This is a genomic window from Variovorax sp. R-27 (assembly GCF_049913215.1).
In the GTDB taxonomy this organism is placed as follows: domain Bacteria; phylum Pseudomonadota; class Gammaproteobacteria; order Burkholderiales; family Burkholderiaceae_C; genus Variovorax.
The window spans coordinates 6601963-6623008 of the sequence record NZ_CP183984.1 but is presented as its reverse complement, the minus strand read 5'-3'; the positions used below and the strand labels follow the sequence as shown (position 1 = coordinate 6623008).

The following is a 21046-nucleotide window of genomic DNA, read 5'->3' as shown; positions in this document are numbered from 1 at the left end:
AGAAACGAGACAAGACCATGACACTCCTTGGGCGTCGCACATTCATCGGCGGGATCGGCGGCCTGCTGCTTTCATCGGCCCGTGCCTCCGACGTGGTTCGCGTGATCGTGCCCTACGCTGCGGGCGGTTTCACTGACATCGGTGCACGGGTCATCTGCGAGCAGTTGGGCTATGCGCTGGGGCAGCCCGTGATCATCGAGAACCGGCCGGGCGGCGGAACGCGGATCGGAACAGCCGCCGTGTTCGGTGCCAAGCCGGACGGCAACACGCTGCTGCTCACCAACATCGCCTACAGCATCCTTCCGTTGGTCGATCCGTCGGTGAAATACGACGCGCTCACGGCCGCCGCACCGGTGGGCATCGCTTCGGTCTATCCCATCGCCCTGGTCGTCAATGCGCAGCTGCCAGTGAGAACGCTGCGGGAGTTCATCGACTACGCACGCAAGAGCCCCGGGAAGCTGAGCTACGGCAGCGCCGGTCCGGGCAGTGGAGCGCACCTTGGCGGCGAGCTGTTCAAGGCCTTGACCGGCACTGATCTGGTCCATGTTCCGTTTCGGTCCACCTCGAGTGCGCTCACCGAAGTGGCGGCGGGCAGGGTCGATCTCACCTTTGACGCGACAGCCATCGAACTCGCGAAGATGGGCAAGGTCAGGATCCTCGCGGTATCGGGCACCGATCGCGATCCGCGGCTGCCGGACGTTCCCACGGTGGCGGAAGCGGGGCTCAAGGGCATGGAGACGAATTCCTGGCTCGGGATCTTCGCCCCGCTGGGCACTCCCGCGTCCACCGTCGAGCGCCTGAACCAGGCACTGAACACTGTCCTGAAAAACGAAGCGCTCAAAGCACGCTTCCGCGAACTCGGGATGCTCCCGCGTTCCGGCCCTCCAGGCCTGTTGATCGATCAGGTGCGCTACGACACCGATCTGTACAGGCGCGTCATCCACGAAGCCAAGCTGAAATTCGAATGACCTCTTCCAATCTCGATCTCTCCGCGAACGATGCGCCCGATGCACCGGTGTTCGTTTCGTCCGAAACCGCTGCAGCCGTTTTCCAGTGGCTGCCCGCTGTGCGCGCCTTGCAGGAAACCTACGCACGACCCCTGGGCCCTCAGGCGGTTCCCCGGCGCACGATCGCCGCGGGCGCGGCCGAGCGTGCCTCGCTGCGGACCATGACGGCGGTGCCGCCGGGCTCCCGCTACTACGGCGCCAAGCTGATGGGCATGGCGTTCGGGCCGGCGGGCCGGCAGCTCGAGTACGCCGTGGTGCTGTTCGATGCAACCACGGGCTCGCTGGCCGCGATCGTCGACGGCAACTTGGTCACCGCATATCGCACGGCCGCCACATCTGCTGCGGCCCTTGACCGCCTGGCGCCGCCAGGGGCCGCGAGGCTCGCCGTCCTTGGCAGCGGACTGGAAGCACGCATGCACACGCTGGCCATTGCCGCGGTGCGCGAGCTCCAGGAGATCCGGATCTACAGCCCGACGCCGGCCAAGCGCGCGGCGTTCGCCGACGCCCTGGGCTCCGAGCTGGGCGTTCATGCATATGCCGTCGATTCGCCCGCTGAAGCCGTCGGCGGCGCCGACATCGTGCTCGCCGCGGCCCGCTCGTATGGCGAGAAGCCCATCCTGCACGGCGCCTGGCTCGCGTCCCATGCGACGGTCGTCTCCATCGGGTCGACGCTTCCCGACCAGCGCGAAGTCGACAGCAGTGTGGTGGCGCTCGCCAGTCTTGTCGTCTGTGACAACGTGGAGGAAGTGCTCGAGGAATCCGGCGACATGCTGGCGGCCCATCGAGACGGTGTCGAGCCCGACGCCAAGTGCGTGAGCCTGAACGACCTGATGTCCGGCAAGGTCACGGCCTCTCGCCGTGAAGGCGATGTGGCCATGTACAAGTCTGTCGGCTCCGGACTGCAGGACGTGGTGGTCGCCGGCATGATCCTCGACCTCGCGCGCGCGGCCGGGCTGGCGACACCTCTGCCCATTCGATTCGAAACCAAGCGCATCGGCTGATGCAACGAACCATGAAAAATCTGCTGAAAGATCCAGAGCTGTTCCGCAACGCCGCCTTCGTCGGCGGCGAGTGGATCGGCACGACGCCGCACGGCAAGTACACCCTGCGCAATCCTGCGACCGACGAGCCGCTCGTCGAGCTCCCTCGCTTCAGGCAGGACGAGACAGCGCACGCCGTCGAGGTGTCGCACCGCGCCTTCCTCAACTGGCGCCGTACCACGGCCAAGCACCGCTCGGACCTGCTGCGCCGCTGGTACGACCTCATGGTCCTGCACAGCGATGACTTGGCAACCTTGATCACCCTGGAAGAGGGAAAACCGCTGGCCGAAGCCAAAACCGAGATCCAGTACGCAGCATCGTTCCTCCAGTGGTTTTCCGAGGAAGCCAAGCGGGTACGCGGTGACGTGATCCCGGCGCCCAAGGACACCCAGCGCATCGTGGTACTGAAGGAGCCGATCGGCGTGTGTGCAGCCATCACGCCCTGGAACTTCCCCGCGGCCATGATCACGCGCAAGGCAGGCCCCGCGCTGGCCGCCGGCTGCAGCATGGTTGTCAAGCCTGCGAGCCAGACGCCGCTCACGGCCCTGGCACTGGCGGAACTGGCCCGGCGCGCCGGCGTGCCCGCGGGCGTGTTCAACGTGGTGACCGGCAACGACACGCGCGACATCGGCAACCAGCTCACATCGCATCCGCTCGTGCGCAAGATCACCTTCACCGGTTCGACCGAGGTCGGGCGCGTGCTGCTGGCCCAGGCCGCAGGCACCATCAAGAAGTGCTCGATGGAACTTGGGGGAAACGCGCCATTCATCATCTTCGACGATGCGGACCTCGATGCCGCGGCAGACGGCGTGGTTGCTGCCAAATTCCGTAACACTGGGCAGGCGTGCATCAGCGCCAACAGGGTGCTCGTGCAGGCCAGCGTGTACGAGGCTTTTGCCGCCAAGCTGGTGGAGCGTGTCCGGAGACTGCGCGTCGGAAATGGACTGGAGGCGGACGTGCAACTCGGCCCGCTCATCGATGACGCGGCCGTCCGGAAAGTCGAGGAACACATTGCGGACGCCGTTGCGCACGGCGCGACGGTTCTGCAAGGCGGGCAGCGCCATTCGCTCGGAGGCCGCTTCTACGAACCGACCGTATTGGGTGGTGCGACCGCGCAAATGGCGCTCGCGCGGGAAGAAACCTTCGGACCGCTCGCACCGCTGTTTCGTTTCGAGAAGGACGAGGAAGCGTTTGCTATCGCCAACGCGACCGAATACGGACTGGCCGCCTATCTCTACAGTCGCGATGCCGCCCGCATCTGGCGCGCGTCGGCGGCTATCGAGGCCGGGATGGTCGGCATTAACTGCGGGTTGATCTCGAACGAAGTCGCGCCGTTCGGCGGCGTGAAGCAGAGCGGCCTGGGGCGCGAAGGTTCGCACCTCGGCATCGAGGAGTTCCTGGAGGTCAAGTACCTGTGTTGGGACGGGCTCGCGCCGGCGTTCAGCTGAAGTCGTCGGCCTGCGGCATCGACGCGCGGCCGACCCCTCTCAGTCCAGCTGCAGCTGGGTACGCTGCGCGACCGCGCCCCACTTGGCGAAGTCGTCCTGGCTGCGTCGTTGCGCTTCCTGCGGGCTGTTGCCCTCCACGCGCAGGTCCATCTCTGCCAGCCGGGCTTTGTTGGCCGGCGTCTGGAGCGCGGTTCGCACGTCGCGCTGGATCTTCTCGACGGTGGCGGCCGGCAGGCCCGATGGCGCCATCAGCGTTTCGAAGAAGGTTGCATCGAAGCCGGGATGTCCGCTTTCGGCGACGGTGGGAATGTCGGGCAGCAGCCCCGAGCGTGCTGTGCCGGAGACGGCGATCGCCCGCAAGCGTCCGGCCTGGATGTGGGGCTGGACGACGGACGAGACGATGAAGCCGCAATCGACGTGGCCTCCCATCACGTCGAGCGCCGCGGGTCCCGGTCCCTTGTAGGGCACGTGGGTAAGCTTGGTCCCCGTTGTAGCCAGCAGCATTTCCATCGTCATGTGGCTCGGTGTCCCGGGGCCGCCGGAGGCATATAGCCGTGTCGACGGCAGCTGGGTGAACTTGTCGAGCGATGTGATCCCGGTTGCCGGGTTGCACACCAGCGTCTGGTTGAAGCTCGCGAAGTAGGTGACGGGCTTGAGCGACGTCCGCAGATTGAAGCTCAGTCTCTTGTACAGATGCGGGTTGATGGTGAGGATCGTGTCGGGCCCGACGAGCAAGGTGTGTTCATCCCTGGCCTGAGCCACTTCGCTGGCGGCGATGTTGCCTCCCGCGCCCGGCTTGTTCTCGACGATGACGGGCTGGCCCCACGCCGTCTGCAACGCCGGTTGGATCAACCTGGCGATCACGTCGCCCGGCGTGCCCGGCGGAAATGCCGCCACCATGCGCACCGGCTTGGTGGGCCACGCTTGCGCAAAGGCCGAGGGCGCGATCGCCAGGGCCATGGCGAGTACGGGGATTCGAAGCAATGGGACAAAGTTGGTTTTCATGCGAGGTCCTCGGATGGAGTGCTTGAAGTCGTCGAAACGGAATGGCCTGTGGGTGGCAGCGACCTGGCCGTGACGCGGGACAGCACGCCCGCCGCATCGCCCGCAGCCGCGCCACGCCAGGCGACGATCTGGTCGGGCCGGATCAGCACCAGCGGTGCCTCGTAGAGTTCACGCAGCGATGGCTGCGGCAACCGCACGACGCGCAGGTCGACGGCCATGGCGCGGGCTGCGGCCTCGAAGGCCTCGGTGTCAGGCGCATCGGGTCCCAGCGCCAGCAGGGTCCATTCGGTGTGGAACAGGTCGAACAGCGAGCGCCCGTCGTCCAGCCAGGCGTGCGGCGGACGACCGCCGGGGCTGGCCGTGGGCGTGTAGGCGTTCGGTTCATCGGGCGGCAGCACAGCGCCATCGCCGACGATGATCGGCGAGCCGTCGTACCGGCCCCCGAAGGTCACCCCGGGGATGTTGAACTCCAGCCGGACATGCGCGTTCAGCTGTTGGCCCGCGAGCTCGCGCTCGGCGTCCCCTCGTGCCGAGGCCTCGTCGAGCTCGGGCTTTGCCGCAAAGAGCCCCACCGAGTCGGCGAACTTGCGCGCATAGCCGGTGTTGCGCTCGGCGAGCGGTTTGCGCTCGGCCTCGTAGCTGTCAAGCAGCGCTGGTGGCGCCTGCCCGCGAATCACGCTGGCGAGTTTCCAGCCCAGGTTGACGGCATCCTCCACCGCCGTGTTGTAGCCGAGGCCGCCTGTCGGGGTGAACAGGTGAGCGGCGTCGCCTGCGATGAAGACGCGGCCCTGCTGGAAGCGTTGTGCGACCAGCGCATGCCCGGCGAGCCAGGTGCCCATCGAGAGGATCTCCATGGGTACCTCCTGGCCCACCGCCTCTGCAAAGACGCGGCGCGCATCGTTTTCGGTCCAGCCGTCGGCGTCTTCGCCGGGCCGCAGCGCCGCGTGGAAGGCGTACTCGGCCTTGCCGTCCACCGAGGCCATGAAGGCGCGCCTTTCATGGTTGACGGCTACGTACATCCAGGCCTTGGGATGGCGCAGCGCAGGGAGGAATTCGGGCGCGCGCAAGTAGATGGCGAACATCTTGCCGCCCATGAACTCGCGCTGGATTCCGGTGACACCGCCCCACTCGATGCCAAGCTGCTGCCTGACGAAGCTTCGTGCGCCATCGGCGCCGACCAGGAACCTGGCGGTTACGTCCTGCGCCGCGCCGCCTTCGCTCGGCTGCACGGCGGCGCTCACGGAGGAACCGTCATCGCTGAATCGCTCCAGGCGCCAGCCATAACGCACATCGGTGGACGGCCAGGCCTGCGCATGGCGGCGCAGGGTTTCCTCGACGAACTTCTGCGACACGCGATGCGGCAGTTCGGCTGCGCTCCACGAACCCGTCATCGACTTGATCTTGACGGCGGCCTCGGCGGCCGTGGGCAGGCTGAGGCGCGCCAGTTCATGCTCGGCAAACCGCGTGAAGTAGGCGATGTCCGTCGGATGGTCAGCGGGCAGTCCCAGCGCGCGGATCTCGTGCGCGAAGCCCAACCGGCGGAAATGCTCCATCGTGCGGGCCTGCGTTGCGTTGGCCTGCGGATTGAAGGCGGTGCCGGGCTTGCCGTCGACCAGCAGGCACTTGATGCCGCGGCGGCCGAGTTCGTTGGCGAGCATCAGCCCACAGGGCCCACCGCCAGCGATCAGCACATCCGTTTCGATGAGGGGAGTGTGGCCGGCAGCACGCCGGGAAGTTGCGATCATCGGCTGTCTTTCTTCTTGAAACATCAGTCGGCGCGAATGCCGCGCTCCCGGATCACTGCGCCCAGGCGCTTGAAGTCAGCTGCGCCTTTGTCGCCGAAGGCTGCGGGCGTCAGGGGCTCGGGTACGTTGCCTAGCGTTTCGATATGCGCCCTGACCGCCTGTTTGGTCAGCGCGCGGTTGACTTCCGCGTTGATCCGCTGAATCACGGCCGGCTTCGTGCCGGCAGGCGCGTAGAGGCCGAACACCGCATCGGCGTCGAAACCCTTCAGCCCGAGTTCATCGAGCGTCGGCACCTCCGGCATTTGAGGGGCCCGCATGAGGCTTGCTACCGCGAGCATGCGCAGCTTTCCGGTCTGGACGTGCTGGATGCTGATCCCCGGGTCAAAGAGGAAGTCGATCTGACCGCCCAGCAGGTCCGTCAGCGCGGGCGCCGCGCCTCGGTAGGGCACGTGGACCGCTGTTGTCCCGGTCTGGCCGGTCATCATCTCCGCTGCGAGATGCGGCGAGCTTCCGTTGCCGGGCGAACCGAAAGACCGCTTGCCGGGGTTTGCTTTCAGATCGGCGATCAAGCCCTTGAAGTCCTTGACCGGGCTGTCGGCACGAACCACCAGATAGAACGGAACGCGTGCAACGGATGCAACCGGGACGAGGTCCTTCGCAGGATCGAACGGCATCTTTGCGTAGATGTGCGGATTGATCGAAACCATGCCGCCGGAGCTCATCAGAAACGTATAGCCGTCAGGCGGCGACTTGGCGACGAAATCGCCGCCGAGGTTGCCTCCGGCGCCACCCTTGTTCTCGACGAGCACCGGTTGTCCGAGCGCCTCCTGCAGCGGGGCGCTGATCACGCGGGCCAACTGATCGGCCGCGCCTCCGGGCGCGAAGTTGGCGACGATCTTGACGGGCTGCTTCGGCCAGTCCTGGGCCTGGGCAATGCCGTACGGTCCCAGGCCGAGCGCAAGCGCTGCTGTTGCAAGCAGGAATTTCATGGGGTGTCTCCTGCTTTTCATCAGAACGGATAGTGGCGGTCGGTGGTCTGCACCGTCAGCCACCGCAGTTCGGTGAAGGCATCGATCCCGGCCTTCCCGCCGAACCGCCCGTAGCCGGAATCTTTCACGCCACCGAAGGGCATCTGCGCCTCGTCGTGCACGGTCGGGCCATTCACATGGCAGATGCCGGAGTCGATGCGGTTGGCTACATCCCACGCCCGGGCAACGTCGCGACCGAACACGGCGGAGGACAGCCCGTAGGGGTTATCGTTGGCCACGCGCACCGCTTCGTCGACGCCATCGACACGCACGATCGATTTCACGGGACCGAAGCTCTCTTCGTGATAGATACGCATCTGCGGAGTCACGTGGTCGAGCAGCGTTGCGGGCATCAGCGTGCTCTCTGCCTTGCCGCCGCACACGAGCTTGGCGCCCTTGGCGAGCGCGTCGTCGATCAGCGCATTGCAGCGCTCGACGGTGCTGGCATCGACGACCGAACCGAGCACCACGGGGCCTTTGCGCGGGTCGCCCAGCGGTAGTTGCGTGGCCTTGGCGGCGAGCCTGTCGACGAAGGCGTCCGCGATCCGGCGATCCACCACGATGCGCTCGGTGCTCATGCAGATCTGGCCGCTGTTGGCGAAGGCGCCGAAGGCTGCGCCGTTGACTGCGGCATCGAGGTCGGCGTCGTCCAGCACGACCAGCGGAGCCTTGCCGCCCAGCTCCAGCACTGCCGGCTTGAGGTACTTCGCGCAGGTCAGCGCGATCAGCTTGCCCACGCGGGTGGAGCCGGTGAAGTTCACGCGGCGCAGGGCAGGATGGGCAATGATCGCTTCGACAACCTCGGCCGCGTCCGCTGGCGCGTTGGTCACGAAGTTGACGACGCCCGGGGGGAAGCCCGCATCCTTGAAGGCCTCCACGATCAGCCCGTGGGTGGCGGGGCTGAGTTCCGAACCCTTGAACACCACCGTGTTGCCGCAGGCCAGCGGTGTGGCGATCGCACGCACGCCGAGGATCACCGGCGCGTTCCATGGCGCGATGCCGAGAACCACACCCGCGGGGCGGCGTATGCCCAAGGCCAGGCTACCTGGCACGTCGGACGGGATGACTTCTCCGCCGATCTGGGTCGTCATGCCGGCCGCCTCCTGCAGCATGCCGGCTGCCAGGTGCACGTTGAAGCCGGCCCACGGCGCGGCGGCACCGGTCTCCGCCGCCATCGACTCGGTCAGGGCCTGCGCCTTGGCCTCGATGGCTTGCGCCGCCTTCAGCAGCAGCGCCCTGCGTTCGCCCGGGCCGGTCCGGGACCAGGCCGGGAACGCGGCAGCCGCGGCCTCGACCGCAGCCACGGCGTCGGCGCGAGTGGCAGCGGGCGCCGTGGTGGCCACCGTGCCGTCAAGCGGGTTGCGGCGCTCGAAGGTGGCGCCGTCTGCGGCCTGCCGGCTTTCGCCATTGATCAACATCGATATCGTGCCCATCGTTTTGTCTCCTTGTAGGTTTGAAAGAAAGCGAAAAACTGTCAGGCCACTTCGACCTCGACCAGCATTGGTGCGGCCGATTGAAGGGCCTGGTGCAAGGCCGCGCGCAACTGCTCGGCCGTCTCGACGCGCAGCGCCTTCATGCCTTGCGCGCCGGCCAGCGCAACAAAATCGAGATCGGGCAGGTCGGTGCCCGGAACATGCTTGTCTCCTTGTAGGTTTGAAAGAAAGCGAAAAACTGTCAGGCCACTTCGACCTCGACCAGCATTGGTGCGGCCGATTGAAGGGCCTGGTGCAAGGCCGCGCGCAACTGCTCGGCCGTCTCGACGCGCAGCGCCTTCATGCCTTGCGCGCCGGCCAGCGCAACAAAATCGAGATCGGGCAGGTCGGTGCCCGGAACATGCTCGTCGGGCCGGTAGCCGAAGATGCGGGCGAACTCGTAGAGCGCCGCGTAGCGGCGGTTCTTCAGGATCACGACCGTGACCGGCAGCGCCAACTGCGCCGCACTCCACAGCGCCTGGATCGCGTACATGGCCGAGCCGTCGCCGATCAGTGCAATGACCCGTGCGCCGGGCTTGCCCAGCGCCACGCCCACGGCGGCCGGCAGCCCATAGCCCAGGCCGCCGCTGCACATCGTGTAGAAGGTTTCCGACTCGAGGATCGGCAGGTGCCCATGCATGACCGGCCGTGCGCTGGGCGCTTCCTCGACCACGATGCTGTCGCGCGCGCGCACATCGGCCAGCGTCTGCAGAACCCACGGCACCGGCAGGCGTTCGCCAGGCGATGGCTCCGCAACGCGCGGCGGCCGTGGATGAGGAGGCGGTGCCGCGCGATCTCGGGGCTTGCACTGTTCGAGCAGGTCAAGCAAGCCGAGGCGGATGCTGCCGACCACGGAGGTTCCTGTCGGCGCCCAGGCCGCGACCTGAGGATCGTCTGTCAGCTGTACCAGCTCGGTTGATTCGGGCAGATGCGGCCCTTGGCCCGGTACGTGATAAGTGAACGCCGGCGCGCCCAGTGCAAATACCAGGTCGTGGCCCGCGAGCCGCTCGACGATGCGCTCGCGCATCGGCGGCAGGAAGCCTCCCCACAGCGGATGGTCTTCAGGGAAGCTGCACCGGCCCGACATCGGGGCCACGTACACGCGCGCGTTGTGCCGCTCGGCCAGCTGCAGGGCCTCGTTCCAGGCTTCGTCGCGATCGACCGCGGCACCGACCACGAAGGCCGGGCAGCGGGCGCCATCGATCGCTTCGGCAATGCGCGCGAGCAGCTCCGGGTCGGGGCGCAGGTGCCGGCTGACAGCCCGTGCATCGACCGGCTGGGTCTGCACATCCCAATCGTCCGACGGGATGGAGACCAGCACAGGCCCGCGCGGCGGCGTCATCGCGACGTAGTAGGCCCGCGCGATCGCCAGCGGAACGTCTTCGGCCCGCGCCGGCTCGATGCTCCACTTGACGTAGGGCCTAGGCAGCTCGGCCGCCTGCGTGGATCCGAGGAAGGGCTCGAAAGGCAGGATCGAGCGTGCCTGCTGGCCGGCCGTGATCACCAGCGGCGTGCGGTTGCGAAAGGCCGTGAAGATGTTGCCCATCGCGTGGCCGACGCCGGCGGCGGAGTGCAGATTGACGAACGCCGCGTTGTGCGTGGCCTGGGCGTATCCGTCGGCCATGCCCACGACCACCGACTCCTGAAGGCCGAGCACATAGTGGAAATCGTCCGGGAAGTCGATGAACAGCGGTAGCTCCGTCGACCCGGGGTTCCCGAACACGCGCTTCATGCCGAATGCGCGCAGCAGCCTATAGACGGCATCCCGCACGGACAGGGTGCGGCCCACTGCGAGTGGCTCTTGCTCAAGCGGCTCGACGCGTTGATCCATGAATGCTCCTTTGATGAATGCCGCAGTCTTGCCGTTGGAGGTTTATTCATCAATACAATGAACTGTCTATAAGAAAATAAGAAATATGCATAGTGAGAAGCTGGACATGAACCTGCTTCGCTTGTTCGAAGCGGTGTATCGCTTGGGCAGCGTCAGCCTTGCGGCCGATGCGCTGGGGCTGTCCCAGCCGGCGGCCAGCCAGGGGTTGACGCGATTGCGGCTTGCGCTGGGCGACGCGCTGTTCGTGCGCGCCAACGGACGCATGCGGCCGACCCTGCGGGCGGAACGGCTGGCCAGCGTGGTGCAGCCGGCCGTGGCCGCCATTCAAGAGGTGTTGCGAGACGAAGACAGCTTCGATCCTTCGCACTCGCGCATGACCGTTCGAATGCACATGAACGACATCGGGGAGGCGAGGCTATTGCCGGAATTGATCTCGGCCTTGCACCGCCAGGCACCCGGCGTGCGGGTGCACACGACCCCGCTGCCGCACGCGGAGATCGCCGATGCCCTGGAAACCGGGGCTATTCATTTCGCGCTTGGCTTCCTGCCCTCGGTCAGCGGAACGGAGCGTGTCGAGTTGCTGCGCGACCGCTATGCAGTGGTGGTCCGGGCGGGGCATCCCATGGCCAAGGCCAAGAAGGGGCATACGACCATCCAGGACTTGCGGCGGCTGGAGTACGTGGCCGTGCGATCGCATTCGGAGACCTTCCGTATCCTGCAGCAGCTCGGGCTGGACGGCAGGTTGGTGCTGACCTCCGCGCACTTTCTTGCATTGCCGGCCATCATCGAACGCACTGATCTCGCCGTCGTGATGCCGGAAGAAATCGCACGCCGGTTCATCGATGCCAAGCGTTATGCACTGCTTCCGGCCGAACTTCCCCGCAGCACCTTCACCGTGTCGATGCACTGGAGCCGCCGCTTCGAGTCAGACCCTGCGCTCCAATGGATCCGAAACCTCTTCGTCGGTCTCTTCAAGGACAAGGGGCGCCAATAGGCGCGCGATCCGCCTTCGCCGAGGTGTACTGCAGCTTCCGCAGGAAGCTTTCGGCCAGTTGCGCGAGACCTGTGCGATGGGGCGTGCCCGTCACCACGAAGTCGGCTGCGTCAGAACGACGTGGGCGTCGAGCACGCGATGGCCTTGGCTCGAGCCTGAGCGCCGGCACAGGCGCCTGCTGCCGCTGCCACGCCCGCATCGGGAGACAAGCAATGAAGTACCTCAAGTCGTCGTCCGCCGCGCTCGTGTTGCCGGCTTCGTCGGTCGGAATGGCCGGTGCGCGGACGTCTCCGTCCGCATCCGCTTCAAGCGCTGCCATCGTGGCCTGCCTCGGCGAAATCATGGTGGAGCAGGACGAGGTCGAGACGCCGCTGCAAGGCCTTCCCGGGAACGAACGCGCCGCCCCCGCGAAGAGATGAGGCCGAAGTTTCAGGCCGCGCTGCGCCAGCAGCGGCAACTCGTGCAGGCCTGCCTCGCGCAGATCGCATCCCAGCCGTCTCTATGCCACACTTTGTGATCCACCAACCGACGAAGCCCGTGACCCGTCGAATCGATTCCTACAGCATCAGGTTGTTCGTCGCGGCGGCTCGCGCCGGCTCCATCGTCCGTGCCGCTGCCGCGGAGAACATCGCACCTTCGGCATTGAGTCGCAGGATCGCGGATCTGGAACATGCCTTCGAGACGCCGCTGTTGGTGCGCTCGCCGCGTGGCATTGCGCTGACCGATGCCGGCAAGCTGGTGCTGGCGCGAGGCGAACGCATCGACGACGAGCTGCAGGCCTTGTTGCGCGAGGTACAGAGCGAAGGCGGCGAAGTGCGTGGCACGGTGCGCCTTCATGCCAACATGTCCTCCGTGATCGGCTTCCTGCCCGAGCGCTTGCACCGTTTCATGGAGACCTACCCGGGCGTGGAGGTCGCCCTGCACGAGGAAGATACGCGCGACGTGCTGCGCGCCTGTCTGGACGATCGCGCCGATGTCGGTGTGGGCGTCGATGTCGCCGTGCCGGCGGGCATGGATGCATGGCGCTTCGCCTCCGACCCCTTGCTCGTGGTTCTTCCTGCGGGACATGAACTGGCGGACCTGGAGGCCATCACGTTTGCGCGTGCGCTCGAATCTCCTTTGGTCGGCATTCATCAGGGCGGTGCGATGGACCGATCCCTGAATGAGCGCGCCATGGCATTGGGCAAGCGCTTCAACCCGAAGGTGACGGTCAGCAGCTTCGAGGCCGTCTGCCGCATGGTGGAGGCAGGCCTGGGCATCGCGGTGGTGCCTCGAAGTGCAGTGACAGCTTATGCGGGGACCGACCGCTTTGCCAGGCGTCCACTGGCGGAAGAGTGGGCCGACCGCATCCTGAACATCTATGCCTTGCGCAAGACGCCGCAGCCTCGCGCAGTTGCGGCGCTCATCCAGAGTCTTCAAGGGTAATCACCGATCTCGCGACCGGCGAGAGCCCCTGTGCCGTACGAGCGCTCTATGGCGCCGCCACCGCCCGTGAACATCGGGGCATGCCAGCCTCCACGCCAGCCGCCGCCAGCGCCGAACGCATCCGGTTCGAGCCGCGCATCCTCTTCCTGAGCTGTTCCGCACGCATGGTCGAACAGGGCTTGGAGGGAGAGCCGTTCGAACTCGCCGACGCGTCGCCGTTGCGTGACGACGTTTCGACGGACGAGATCACGCCGCTTCCGATCCTCACGCACTACGACGACAAGCTGGGGCGCTACCCTTACACCGGTTTCAAGGTGGGGGAGGCATTCCCGATCGGCACCGATGCCGTCCGCGAGTCAGGCATCGAGGTCGTGGTCGCGGGCAGGCGCTATGGCAAGGGCTCCTCGCGCGAGCACAGCCCCACAGCCGAGAAGGCGGCCGGCGTGCGGCTGGTCATCGCCGAAAGCTTCGAGCGCCTGTACCGGCAGAACGCCGACAACATCGGCCTGTTCACCTCGACCGACTTCGGCTTGGTCGCGCGCATCCGGGCTGGCGAGGCGATTCCGGTCGACGACCTCGTGGCCGGCCGCGACGCGTTGGCCGCAGGGATCCTGAAGAGCGGCGGGCTGTTGTGCTTCGGCCAGCGATTCATGCGCGACATCACGGTGCCGCCCAAGGCTCAGGGCGCGCATCCGCGCACGCTGTTCGAGAAGATCGTGGCGCGCCACGCGCTCGCCACCGAACTGACGCAGGCGCATCCTGCGCCGGGCGCCGGTGCCTTCGTGCGCGCCGACCTTCGCTTCATCCACGAGTACTACACAGGCATGGCCGCGCACATGCTGCACGCCACCTTCGGCCGTCCCCTCGTGCTGCACGACGCCGATTCCATTGTCGTCTTCGAAGACCACACGTCCTATGTCGAGGAGAGCCCCGCACACGTTCGCGGCGGCCTGGTGCCGAATGTGCATCGCATGGTCGAGGCGCAGCGCGAATTCGCGGCCGCCTACGGCTTGCGCTCACACCGCACACTGACGGAGGAACAGGCCGAGAAGGACGACGGCACCAACGTGGCCGGCATCTCGCACGCGATGGTGGCGGAACACTATGCGCTGCCGGGCCAACTGGTGGTGGGCACGGATTCACACACGCCGCACAGCGGCGCGCTGGGTTGCGTGGCTTTCGGCGTCGGAACCACGGACATGGCGAATGCCTTTATGACGGGGGCGGTCCGGCTGACGGTGCCGCAGTCCCTGAAGATCGTGCTCGAAGGTTCGCTTGCCGCTGGCGTGACCGCCAAGGACGTCGTGCTGCATCTGCTGGCGCTGCCCTTCGTGCGCGAGGGCGGCGGGGTCGGCAAGGTGTTCGAGTTCACGGGCGAGGTGGTACGGCGCATGACCACCGACGAGCGCGCCACGCTCACCAACATGACGGCGGAACTCGGCGGCTTCACCGGCCTGGTCGCACCCGATGCCGAGACCGTGCGCTTCCTGCGCGAGCGCCGCGGCATTGATTTCGAAGTCGAGCCCTGGATGCACAGCGACGACGGCGCGGCTTACGCTAGAACGCTCCACGTCGACTGCACGCAGCTTTCCCCCATGGTCGCGGCACCGGGCGATCCCGGCAACGGCCTGCCGCTGGCGGCGGTCGACGAGCGGGTGCGCATCGACATCGCCTACGGTGGCTCTTGCACGGCCGGCAAGCGCGAAGACTTCGACCACTACCACGCGGTGCTCAGGTGGGCGGCGGACCGCGGGCTCAAGGTCGCGCCCGGGGTGGACCTGTATCTCCAGTTCGGGACCACCGCGGTGCGTGACCACTGCATTGCAGCCGGGTACATGGATGCGTTCGAACGCGTGGGCGCGCGCATTCTTCAGCCCTCCTGCGGCGCTTGCGGCAACTGCGGACCGGGTGGTTCGGTGCGGGCCGACCAGGTCACCGTGAGCGCCATCAACCGCAACTTCCCCGGCCGGGGCGGACCCGGGAAAGTCTGGCTCGCCAGCCCGCCCACGGTGGCGGCCAGCGCGATTGCGGGCGAACTCGTTTCGTTTGTCGAGCTCCAGGCGCGCCATCCATGAATTCCAACAAAGCAAGAGAGACAAACCTATGCGTGCACATTTCCTCCGGAAAGCCATTTCAGTTTCTTTAGCGACAGCGTTGCTTGCCACGTCATTGTTCGCCGCCGCGCAATCCTCGAACGCCGACCGGCCGATACGGCTCGTCGTTCCGCTGGCCGCCGGATCGACGGTCGACGCGGTGGCCCGCGCAGTCGCGCCGGCCTTCGGACGCGCGACCGGCCATCCGATCGTGGTGGAGAACGTCGTCGGCGCCGGTGGGATTCCGGGCACCGCACAGATTGTGAAGGCACCCAAGGATGGGCTCACGCTCGGCATGGTGTCGTCCAACCATGTCATCAATCCAGGCATCTACAAGACGATTCCCTACGACAGCATGAAGGACATCACGCCCATCGCGGTACTGGCCACGGTGCCGGTTGTGCTGGTGGTGAACAACGCGCTTCCGGTGAAGAGCGTGAAGGAGCTGCTGGCCTATGCGAAGGCCAATCCCGGCAAGCTCAACTACGGGTCCGCTGGCAACGGGAGCGTGCTTCACCTGGCGGGGGAACTCATGGTGAGCGAGACCGGCATCGACATGAAGCACGTGCCCTATCGCGGCACTGGACCGCTCATCACCGATCTGATCGGCGGGCAGGTGCAACTCGCATTCGTTTCGATCTCGCAGGTCGCCCCGCAGATCAAGGCCGGGGCACTGCGCGCATTGGCGGTGTCGACGCCGGCGCGCTCCGCGGCCTTGCCCGAGGTGCCGACGATGATGGAGTCGGGCGTGCCCAAGTACAGCTTCGACGCGTGGATCGCGTTGATCGGTCCGGCCGGTTTGCCCAAACCCGTGGTCGACGGCTATGCCGCGGCGGTGCAAGAGGCCTTGGTATCGCCGGAGGCAAGAAACGTCATCGCCGGCCAAGGGCTCACGGTCCTGAACACGGGGCCTGACTTGGCGCCAGCCTTCTTCCAGTCCGAGTTGGCGAAGCACCAGAAGCTGGTGAAGCAGTCCGGCGCCACCCTGGATTGAGGCCATGCCCGCGTTCAGGATCGCGATGCTGCCAGGCGAGGGCGTTGGACCGGAAATCATTGCGCAGGCGCGAAAGGTGCTGGAGGCGCTGAAGCCTCTCGGGTTTCACGCGGAAGTGGAAGATGGCGCCGTGGGCGGTGTCGCCTGCGAATCGCATGGCAGCCCTTTGCCGGCCGAAACACTTTCGCTGGTGCAACGTGCCGACGCAGTCCTGTTCGGTACCGTGGGCGATCCACGGTTCGATCACCTGGAGCGTGCGGCGCGGCCGGAACGCGCTTTGCTTGGCCTGCGGCGTGAACTCGGGCTCTTTGCCTGCCTCAAGGAGGTCGTCGTTCCGCCGGATCTGGTGCGGCTCTCGCCCTTGCGCAGCGAACGCGTCGCGGGCACCGACCTGCTGGTGGTGCGCGAGCTGAGCGGAGACGTCTACACCGGGCTGCCGCGCGGCCAGCGATGCGCGCCGGACGGGGATTTCGAGGGACAGCGGGAAGGGTTCGACACGATGCGATATGCGGAAGACGAAGTGCGCCGCATAGCGGGCATCGCTTTCGAAATGGCACGTGCGAGACGCGGAAAACTCGCGAGCGTGGACAAGGCCAATGTGCTGGAAACGTCCGGCCTCTGGCGTTCGGTGGTGAGCGAGCTGGCAGCGCAGTACCCCGACGTGGAACTCACGCATCTGTACGCCGACAATGCGCTGATGCAGCTCATCGGGCATCCCGCGTCCTTCGACGTCATCGTGGCGGGCAACCTCTTTGGTGATCTCCTGAGCGACGCGGCGTCGGCGCTGACAGGATCGATCGGGTTGTCGGCATCGGCGTTGCTGGGAGAGAGCGCCAAGGGCATGTTCGAGGCAGGGCATGGAACTGCGCTCGACATCGCTGGGCAGGATATCGCGAACCCGATTGCCTGCATCCGTGCCCTGGGGCTTCTGCTGCGCCACTCCGCGCGCCGGCCCGACCTTTCTGCAGTCATCGAGGTTGCGATACGCTCGGTGCTCCATCAGGGCTACCGTACCGTGGATATCCGACGCAGCAGCACCCGACTGGTTGGAACGGAGCGCATGGGCGACCTCATCGCCGACGCCGCAAGAAGCGGGTCGACCTTCACCGAGCATTGAAACCATGATCACCCTGCACCATTGCGTGAGCGCACGTTCGTTTCGTCCCTTGTGGATGCTTGAGGAACTCGAGATTCCGTACGATCTGAAAATGATGCCGTTTCCGCCTCGCGCGCTTGCCCGGTCGTACCTGGAGATCAACCCCTTGGGGACGGTGCCGGCCATGGTCGACGGGACTGTTCGCATGACAGAGTCCTCCGCAATCTGCCAGTACCTGGCGGCGCGCTTCTCACCGGGAAAGCTTGATGTCGGCGTCGATGAGCCGGCCTTTGGCACCTACCTGAATTACCTGCATTTCGGCGAAGCGACCTTGACGTTCCCACAGACGCTGGTGCTGCGCTATCTGCACTTCGAAACGGGCGAACGGCGTCAGCCCCAGGTGGCCCATGACTACGGCAAGTGGTTCCTCGCGAGGTTGCGGACGCTGGAACCCCTCTTAGTGGAGCAGGAGTTCCTCTGTGCGCATCGTTTCACCGCCGCCGATGTTTCGGTCGGCTACGCGTTGCTGCTGGCCAAGCATCTCGGCCTCGACCAGCAGTTCACGCCTTCGGTTTGCGACTACTGGGAACGTCTGCAGGCAAGGCCTGCTTACGGGCGCGCGATGGTGGTCCAGAACGGTGCGGCCATCTTGCAGGGGGTGCCCACGACTCCATCGCCCGACATCAGGCCGAAGAGCTGACTTACACACCAGCGTTCAGGTAGGCGCGAACAGTGCCAGGGTGCTGATCCCGGCGGACGCGACTGATTCCCAGCAGGCGTCGGAGCCGTATGCGTGAAAACGCTGCAGAAGTTCCTCGACCATACCCGTAAGAGAACCCGGCAAGTTGACCTATGGAAGTGCCGATCCGGACAGCACCCTCGCGCCGCTCTTGCGCTTTGAGAAAGACGAGGATGCACTCGCATCAAGGAGTTCCTCGAGGTGCAATCCCTGTGCCGGGACGGCCTTGGGCCGGCGTTGAATGGGCGTGTCGAAAGAGTGAAGGCAGCCTCCGATCGCGTCGCTAAGCGCACCAGATTTCCTCCCATTGGTTGGCCCGATGCGCGCGAGTGGATCGCCCATGGGCGCATCGGAGCAGGAATTGCGGCCGCCAACGGCCAGGACCCGCGCGCCACTGGGGAGTGATGGCGGCCGCTCACCGGTCCCGCTTCCTTATGGGGCCGGATGCGGCGACTGGCTCCTTAGTCGCAAGGGGATCACGCGAAATCAGAGATCCGGTGAAACCTGCCTCCATCGCTCGCGATGGCGCAGAGCTCATTTGCGCGAGTTCTCGATCAGCGTCGCAACGATCCCTGACCGAGAGGATCGGGTGAAGGCGGTGGAGGCATCGGTCAGCTGACGCTCATCCCGCACGTGTCTTTCCGAGTCGCGCCCGTGCTCTTCAGCACGCCCGAACCGCTCGAACATGACGAATAAGAGCAACGCTAGAAGACGAGCTCCGGGTGGGGGGTACAAAAGGGGTACCGAGTTTTCCCGGAAGTAACGGAACGCCGCATATATGCGGAAGGCGGGCCATCGTTAGATTGGCTTCGCAACTAGGACCCGAGGCTTCACACCACGGTTTTCTTCCTGGACTCGCCTGGCGATATCCGTAAGCGGGATGGTTCCCGACGAGGCTTCCCGCAACGTCTTGAGCACGCCATGGAGAATGGCGGGCCGGTGCAGACGCACATTCGGCATGGCTCGCAGTTCCTCCAATAACCAAGTAGGCCTGGAATCGATGTCCAAGTCGATCGGACGGGGTGATCAATATAGACCGGAATACGCACGTACTTCTGATGGCCGACGGTTGAGGAGCGAAAGCAGTGGGAGCCTGAGTGGTTCGGTACCCGTTACTCGAAGCAACATCTTCTTCTCTCGACTCGATGTGACTTCGGCTCCATGGTCGATGCTGTGAGAAACAACGAATGGGAATTGCAGGAGGTTAGGCGATCGGACGACGATTCTGCGGTCATCGAGTTCACGTCCTATTCCTACCTGTTCGGTGGCACGGGATGTCTCATCGCTATTGCCGAATCGCTTGGACGGGCATCCAGTCATTGACGTCGACGACGGCACTGGAGTCACACCGCACTCCCCGATATCAGCATACTGGACTGCACGCGAGAAAGCCGCAATCAGCCTTGGACGGTCGGAACAACTCCCGGCAGAAGCTCGTTGGTTGTGATCCAGGGTCGGTGTATGGCTGCGCCGAGTCGAGGCTACTGAGTTGTGACTGGAGCCACAGACGCCCCTTGAATTCGGTGACGTGATAACGCATCGGCCACAAAGCCGCTCGCTTTAATTTCTTCGACGAATGCCTCAAGTGCTGCCGCTGCTGCTTGCCCCCGGGATTTCGGTGTTCCCATTGCCTGCTGGATCACCATGAAGCGCCCGGGCAGCAGCCGAAGGCCGGCATGCCTCTTCTGATCTGCTTCGAGTTGCTGTTTCACGCCGGCCGCGACATCGAGCTGTTGAGCAAGGAATGTCTCAACAACGCTCGGCGAGGTCGGCGCACGAACGATATGGGCGTGCTTCAGCTCGCGTGTCAGGTAAAGGTCATAGGCACTTCCCTTGCCCACAGTCACCGAGACGCCCTGTTGATCGACCTCCTCGTTTCGCTTCAGCGGCGAGCCATCGCGAACGAGGTAACTGCCTTCGATCAATACATAGGCCGCGGTGAACGCGATGTCGGCCCCTCGGACGGGGTCTATCGCAAAGAAGCCGATGTCGGCGCGCTCTGCGACAACCGCCTCCACTGATTTGCCTGCCGCGTCGAACACCACCAGCTCGACTGGCACCCCTAGCCGCTCGCCGAAAGCCCTGGCGAGATCGATCGACACGCCAACAGGCGCGCCAGAGGCATCCTTGTTAGCCAGGATCGGATTTCCCAGATTGATCGATGCGCGCAGGACGCCCGAGGGTGCAAAGTTCTTGACGATTTCGGGGGACATGATGAATTCAGTTCTTCAGGATGCCAGTGATCTTCTTGAGATTCCGAAGCGTGCTCGACAGGTGTTCATGCATGGCCTTCGACGCATCGTCGTTGTGGCCGCGCTCGATGAGGTCCAGCAGTTGCAGGTGCTGATGGCAGTGTTCCTTGTAGCGGCTGCGATCCTTCATCGACCTGTAAGAAAGCAGCCGTCGCACTCGGTTGACGCGCCGGATGGTGTCGATGAAGAAAGCGTTGCCGGAACCTTCGACGATCGATTCGTGGAAACGCACGCCGCGGTCGTGCATCTGGTCGGCTGTGTCGGTTTCAATCCCGCCGTCGAGCAAGTGCTGTTCCGCGGCGCGGCAGCGCGCGATCACGCTGGGTGCCAGGTGATAACCCGGTTCGAGCAGCGCGGCCGGCTCCAGCGCAAGGCGCAGCCGGTACGACTGCAGCAAGCTGTCCGCCGTGGTCAGCATCGACGAGAACTCCCAGCCGTAGCCGGGTTTCTTCTCGGCCCAGCCCTCACTGGCGATGCGCGCCAGTACCGCATTGAGCTGCGCGGGCGTGAGGCCGTAGCGCTGCTTGAGCATCACCTCGGTGAACTCGCCCGGCAATTCACCGCTCAATCTGTCGTCCGCGATACGGAAATAGACCTCTGTGACGGTGTCGGAGTCTTCCAGCCCAAGCCGACGCGCCGTGGCCTCGACCGACTCGCTCAACGGTTCGACAAGAAAGTAGCCGCGGTTGGGCTGGCGCACCAGCACCCCCTTCTCCGCAAGGAACGACAGGGCATCGTTCACAGGCGAGCGGGAAACTCGCAGGCGGTCTGCCAGTGGTTGGGCTCGCATGTGGGCCCCGGCCTTCATGTCGTCGGCTTGAATCAGGCCAAGGATCTGAGTGGTAATGGATTGTTCGGGCCGCATGACCACGATTTT

The 21046-nt window shown here is 65.4% G+C and carries 18 protein-coding genes; 10 read left to right on the top strand and 8 right to left on the bottom strand.

The genetic code is table 11. The features are described 5' to 3' along the window. The first annotated feature begins 17 nt into the window (after window positions 1-17). From ACN9MV_RS31155 to ACN9MV_RS31145, 3 genes are read left to right on the top strand one after another with little or no spacing between them, the layout of a single operon-like run. Complete coding sequence (locus ACN9MV_RS31155; RefSeq protein ID WP_426390756.1) at window positions 18-968, top strand: Bug family tripartite tricarboxylate transporter substrate binding protein; 951 nt, start codon at window positions 18-20, stop codon at window positions 966-968. After that, on the top strand, window positions 965-2008 hold the full coding sequence (locus ACN9MV_RS31150; protein WP_426390755.1) for an ornithine cyclodeaminase family protein: 1044 nt from the start codon (window positions 965-967) through the stop codon (window positions 2006-2008). The genes ACN9MV_RS31155 and ACN9MV_RS31150 overlap by 4 nt, the downstream gene beginning before the upstream one ends. 11 nt (window positions 2009-2019) lie before the next feature. Next, complete coding sequence (locus ACN9MV_RS31145; protein WP_426390754.1) at window positions 2020-3495, top strand: NAD-dependent succinate-semialdehyde dehydrogenase; 1476 nt, start codon at window positions 2020-2022, stop codon at window positions 3493-3495. Window positions 3496-3534: 39 nt separating this feature from the next. On the opposite strand, the gene ACN9MV_RS31140 is transcribed toward ACN9MV_RS31145, so the two are convergent. From ACN9MV_RS31140 to mdlC, 6 genes are read right to left on the bottom strand one after another with little or no spacing between them, the layout of a single operon-like run. Continuing rightward, window positions 3535-4500 carry a Bug family tripartite tricarboxylate transporter substrate binding protein gene (locus ACN9MV_RS31140; protein ID WP_426390753.1) on the bottom strand — a complete coding sequence of 322 codons (966 nt, stop codon included), beginning with the start codon at window positions 4498-4500 and terminating at the stop codon, window positions 3535-3537. After that, the gene (locus tag ACN9MV_RS31135; RefSeq protein ID WP_426390752.1) at window positions 4497-6245 is read right to left on the bottom strand and encodes an FAD-dependent oxidoreductase; all 1749 of its coding nucleotides are present in this window, start codon (window positions 6243-6245) and stop codon (window positions 4497-4499) included. Before ACN9MV_RS31135 ends, ACN9MV_RS31140 begins: the two co-directional genes overlap by 4 nt. Window positions 6246-6268: 23 nt before the next feature. After that, the gene (locus ACN9MV_RS31130; protein WP_426390751.1) at window positions 6269-7234 is read right to left on the bottom strand and encodes a Bug family tripartite tricarboxylate transporter substrate binding protein; all 966 of its coding nucleotides are present in this window, start codon (window positions 7232-7234) and stop codon (window positions 6269-6271) included. Window positions 7235-7254: 20 nt separating this feature from the next. Next, window positions 7255-8706, bottom strand: coding sequence for an aldehyde dehydrogenase (locus ACN9MV_RS31125; RefSeq protein ID WP_426390750.1), 1452 nt, complete (start codon window positions 8704-8706; stop codon window positions 7255-7257). 41 nt (window positions 8707-8747) lie between these two features. Next, entirely contained in the window at window positions 8748-8891 is a 144-nt protein-coding gene (locus ACN9MV_RS31120; RefSeq protein ID WP_426393215.1) for a thiamine pyrophosphate-dependent enzyme, read from the bottom strand. Between the two features lie 56 nt (window positions 8892-8947). Continuing rightward, on the bottom strand, window positions 8948-10576 hold the full coding sequence (gene mdlC, locus ACN9MV_RS31115; protein ID WP_426390749.1) for a benzoylformate decarboxylase: 1629 nt from the start codon (window positions 10574-10576) through the stop codon (window positions 8948-8950). A gap of 85 nt (window positions 10577-10661) precedes the next feature. On the opposite strand from mdlC, the gene ACN9MV_RS31110 reads away from it, so the two are divergent. From ACN9MV_RS31110 to ACN9MV_RS31080, 7 genes are all read left to right on the top strand, one after another. Continuing rightward, complete coding sequence (locus ACN9MV_RS31110; protein WP_426390748.1) at window positions 10662-11570, top strand: LysR family transcriptional regulator; 909 nt, start codon at window positions 10662-10664, stop codon at window positions 11568-11570. A 212-nt stretch (window positions 11571-11782) separates the two neighbouring features. Further along, the gene (locus ACN9MV_RS31105) at window positions 11783-11989 is read left to right on the top strand and encodes a hypothetical protein (protein WP_426390747.1); all 207 of its coding nucleotides are present in this window, start codon (window positions 11783-11785) and stop codon (window positions 11987-11989) included. 94 nt (window positions 11990-12083) lie between these two features. Further along, a complete protein-coding gene (locus ACN9MV_RS31100) occupies window positions 12084-12995 on the top strand; it encodes a LysR substrate-binding domain-containing protein (RefSeq protein ID WP_426390746.1) in 912 nt (303 codons plus the stop codon). A gap of 80 nt (window positions 12996-13075) precedes the next feature. Further along, complete coding sequence (locus ACN9MV_RS31095; protein WP_426390745.1) at window positions 13076-15070, top strand: aconitase family protein; 1995 nt, start codon at window positions 13076-13078, stop codon at window positions 15068-15070. A 28-nt stretch (window positions 15071-15098) separates the two neighbouring features. Continuing rightward, window positions 15099-16082, top strand: coding sequence for a Bug family tripartite tricarboxylate transporter substrate binding protein (locus tag ACN9MV_RS31090; protein WP_426390744.1), 984 nt, complete (start codon window positions 15099-15101; stop codon window positions 16080-16082). A gap of 4 nt (window positions 16083-16086) precedes the next feature. Continuing rightward, window positions 16087-17199, top strand: a complete 1113-nt coding sequence (gene leuB / locus ACN9MV_RS31085; protein ID WP_426390743.1) for a 3-isopropylmalate dehydrogenase — start codon at window positions 16087-16089, stop codon at window positions 17197-17199. A gap of 4 nt (window positions 17200-17203) precedes the next feature. After that, on the top strand, window positions 17204-17878 hold the full coding sequence (locus tag ACN9MV_RS31080) for a glutathione S-transferase family protein (RefSeq protein WP_426390742.1): 675 nt from the start codon (window positions 17204-17206) through the stop codon (window positions 17876-17878). A gap of 1520 nt (window positions 17879-19398) precedes the next feature. Here ACN9MV_RS31080 and ACN9MV_RS31075 read toward each other — a convergent pair. Both ACN9MV_RS31075 and ACN9MV_RS31070 read right to left on the bottom strand, forming a co-directional pair. Continuing rightward, window positions 19399-20130, bottom strand: coding sequence for an ABC transporter substrate-binding protein (locus tag ACN9MV_RS31075; protein ID WP_426390741.1), 732 nt, complete (start codon window positions 20128-20130; stop codon window positions 19399-19401). A 7-nt stretch (window positions 20131-20137) separates the two neighbouring features. Beyond that, on the bottom strand, window positions 20138-21034 hold the full coding sequence (locus ACN9MV_RS31070; RefSeq protein WP_426393214.1) for an FCD domain-containing protein: 897 nt from the start codon (window positions 21032-21034) through the stop codon (window positions 20138-20140). Between the last annotated feature and the right edge of the window lie 12 nt (window positions 21035-21046).

Excerpts from the sequence above, each read along its gene's own strand:
- ACN9MV_RS31155 (WP_426390756.1), top strand. The coding sequence starts at position 18 with ATGACACTCCTTGGGCGTCGCACATTCATCGGCGGGATCGGCGGCCTG.
- ACN9MV_RS31150 (WP_426390755.1), top strand. The coding sequence starts at position 965 with ATGACCTCTTCCAATCTCGATCTCTCCGCGAACGATGCGCCCGATGCA.
- ACN9MV_RS31145 (WP_426390754.1), top strand. The coding sequence starts at position 2,020 with ATGAAAAATCTGCTGAAAGATCCAGAGCTGTTCCGCAACGCCGCCTTC.
- ACN9MV_RS31140 (WP_426390753.1), bottom strand. The coding sequence starts at position 4,500 with ATGAAAACCAACTTTGTCCCATTGCTTCGAATCCCCGTACTCGCCATG.
- ACN9MV_RS31135 (WP_426390752.1), bottom strand. The coding sequence starts at position 6,245 with ATGATCGCAACTTCCCGGCGTGCTGCCGGCCACACTCCCCTCATCGAA.
- ACN9MV_RS31130 (WP_426390751.1), bottom strand. The coding sequence starts at position 7,234 with ATGAAATTCCTGCTTGCAACAGCAGCGCTTGCGCTCGGCCTGGGACCG.
- ACN9MV_RS31125 (WP_426390750.1), bottom strand. The coding sequence starts at position 8,706 with ATGGGCACGATATCGATGTTGATCAATGGCGAAAGCCGGCAGGCCGCA.
- mdlC (WP_426390749.1), bottom strand. The coding sequence starts at position 10,576 with ATGGATCAACGCGTCGAGCCGCTTGAGCAAGAGCCACTCGCAGTGGGC.
- ACN9MV_RS31110 (WP_426390748.1), top strand. The coding sequence starts at position 10,662 with ATGCATAGTGAGAAGCTGGACATGAACCTGCTTCGCTTGTTCGAAGCG.
- ACN9MV_RS31105 (WP_426390747.1), top strand. The coding sequence starts at position 11,783 with ATGAAGTACCTCAAGTCGTCGTCCGCCGCGCTCGTGTTGCCGGCTTCG.
- ACN9MV_RS31095 (WP_426390745.1), top strand. The coding sequence starts at position 13,076 with ATGCCAGCCTCCACGCCAGCCGCCGCCAGCGCCGAACGCATCCGGTTC.
- ACN9MV_RS31090 (WP_426390744.1), top strand. The coding sequence starts at position 15,099 with ATGCGTGCACATTTCCTCCGGAAAGCCATTTCAGTTTCTTTAGCGACA.
- leuB (WP_426390743.1), top strand. The coding sequence starts at position 16,087 with ATGCCCGCGTTCAGGATCGCGATGCTGCCAGGCGAGGGCGTTGGACCG.
- ACN9MV_RS31080 (WP_426390742.1), top strand. The coding sequence starts at position 17,204 with ATGATCACCCTGCACCATTGCGTGAGCGCACGTTCGTTTCGTCCCTTG.
- ACN9MV_RS31075 (WP_426390741.1), bottom strand. The coding sequence starts at position 20,130 with ATGTCCCCCGAAATCGTCAAGAACTTTGCACCCTCGGGCGTCCTGCGC.
- ACN9MV_RS31070 (WP_426393214.1), bottom strand. The coding sequence starts at position 21,034 with ATGCGGCCCGAACAATCCATTACCACTCAGATCCTTGGCCTGATTCAA.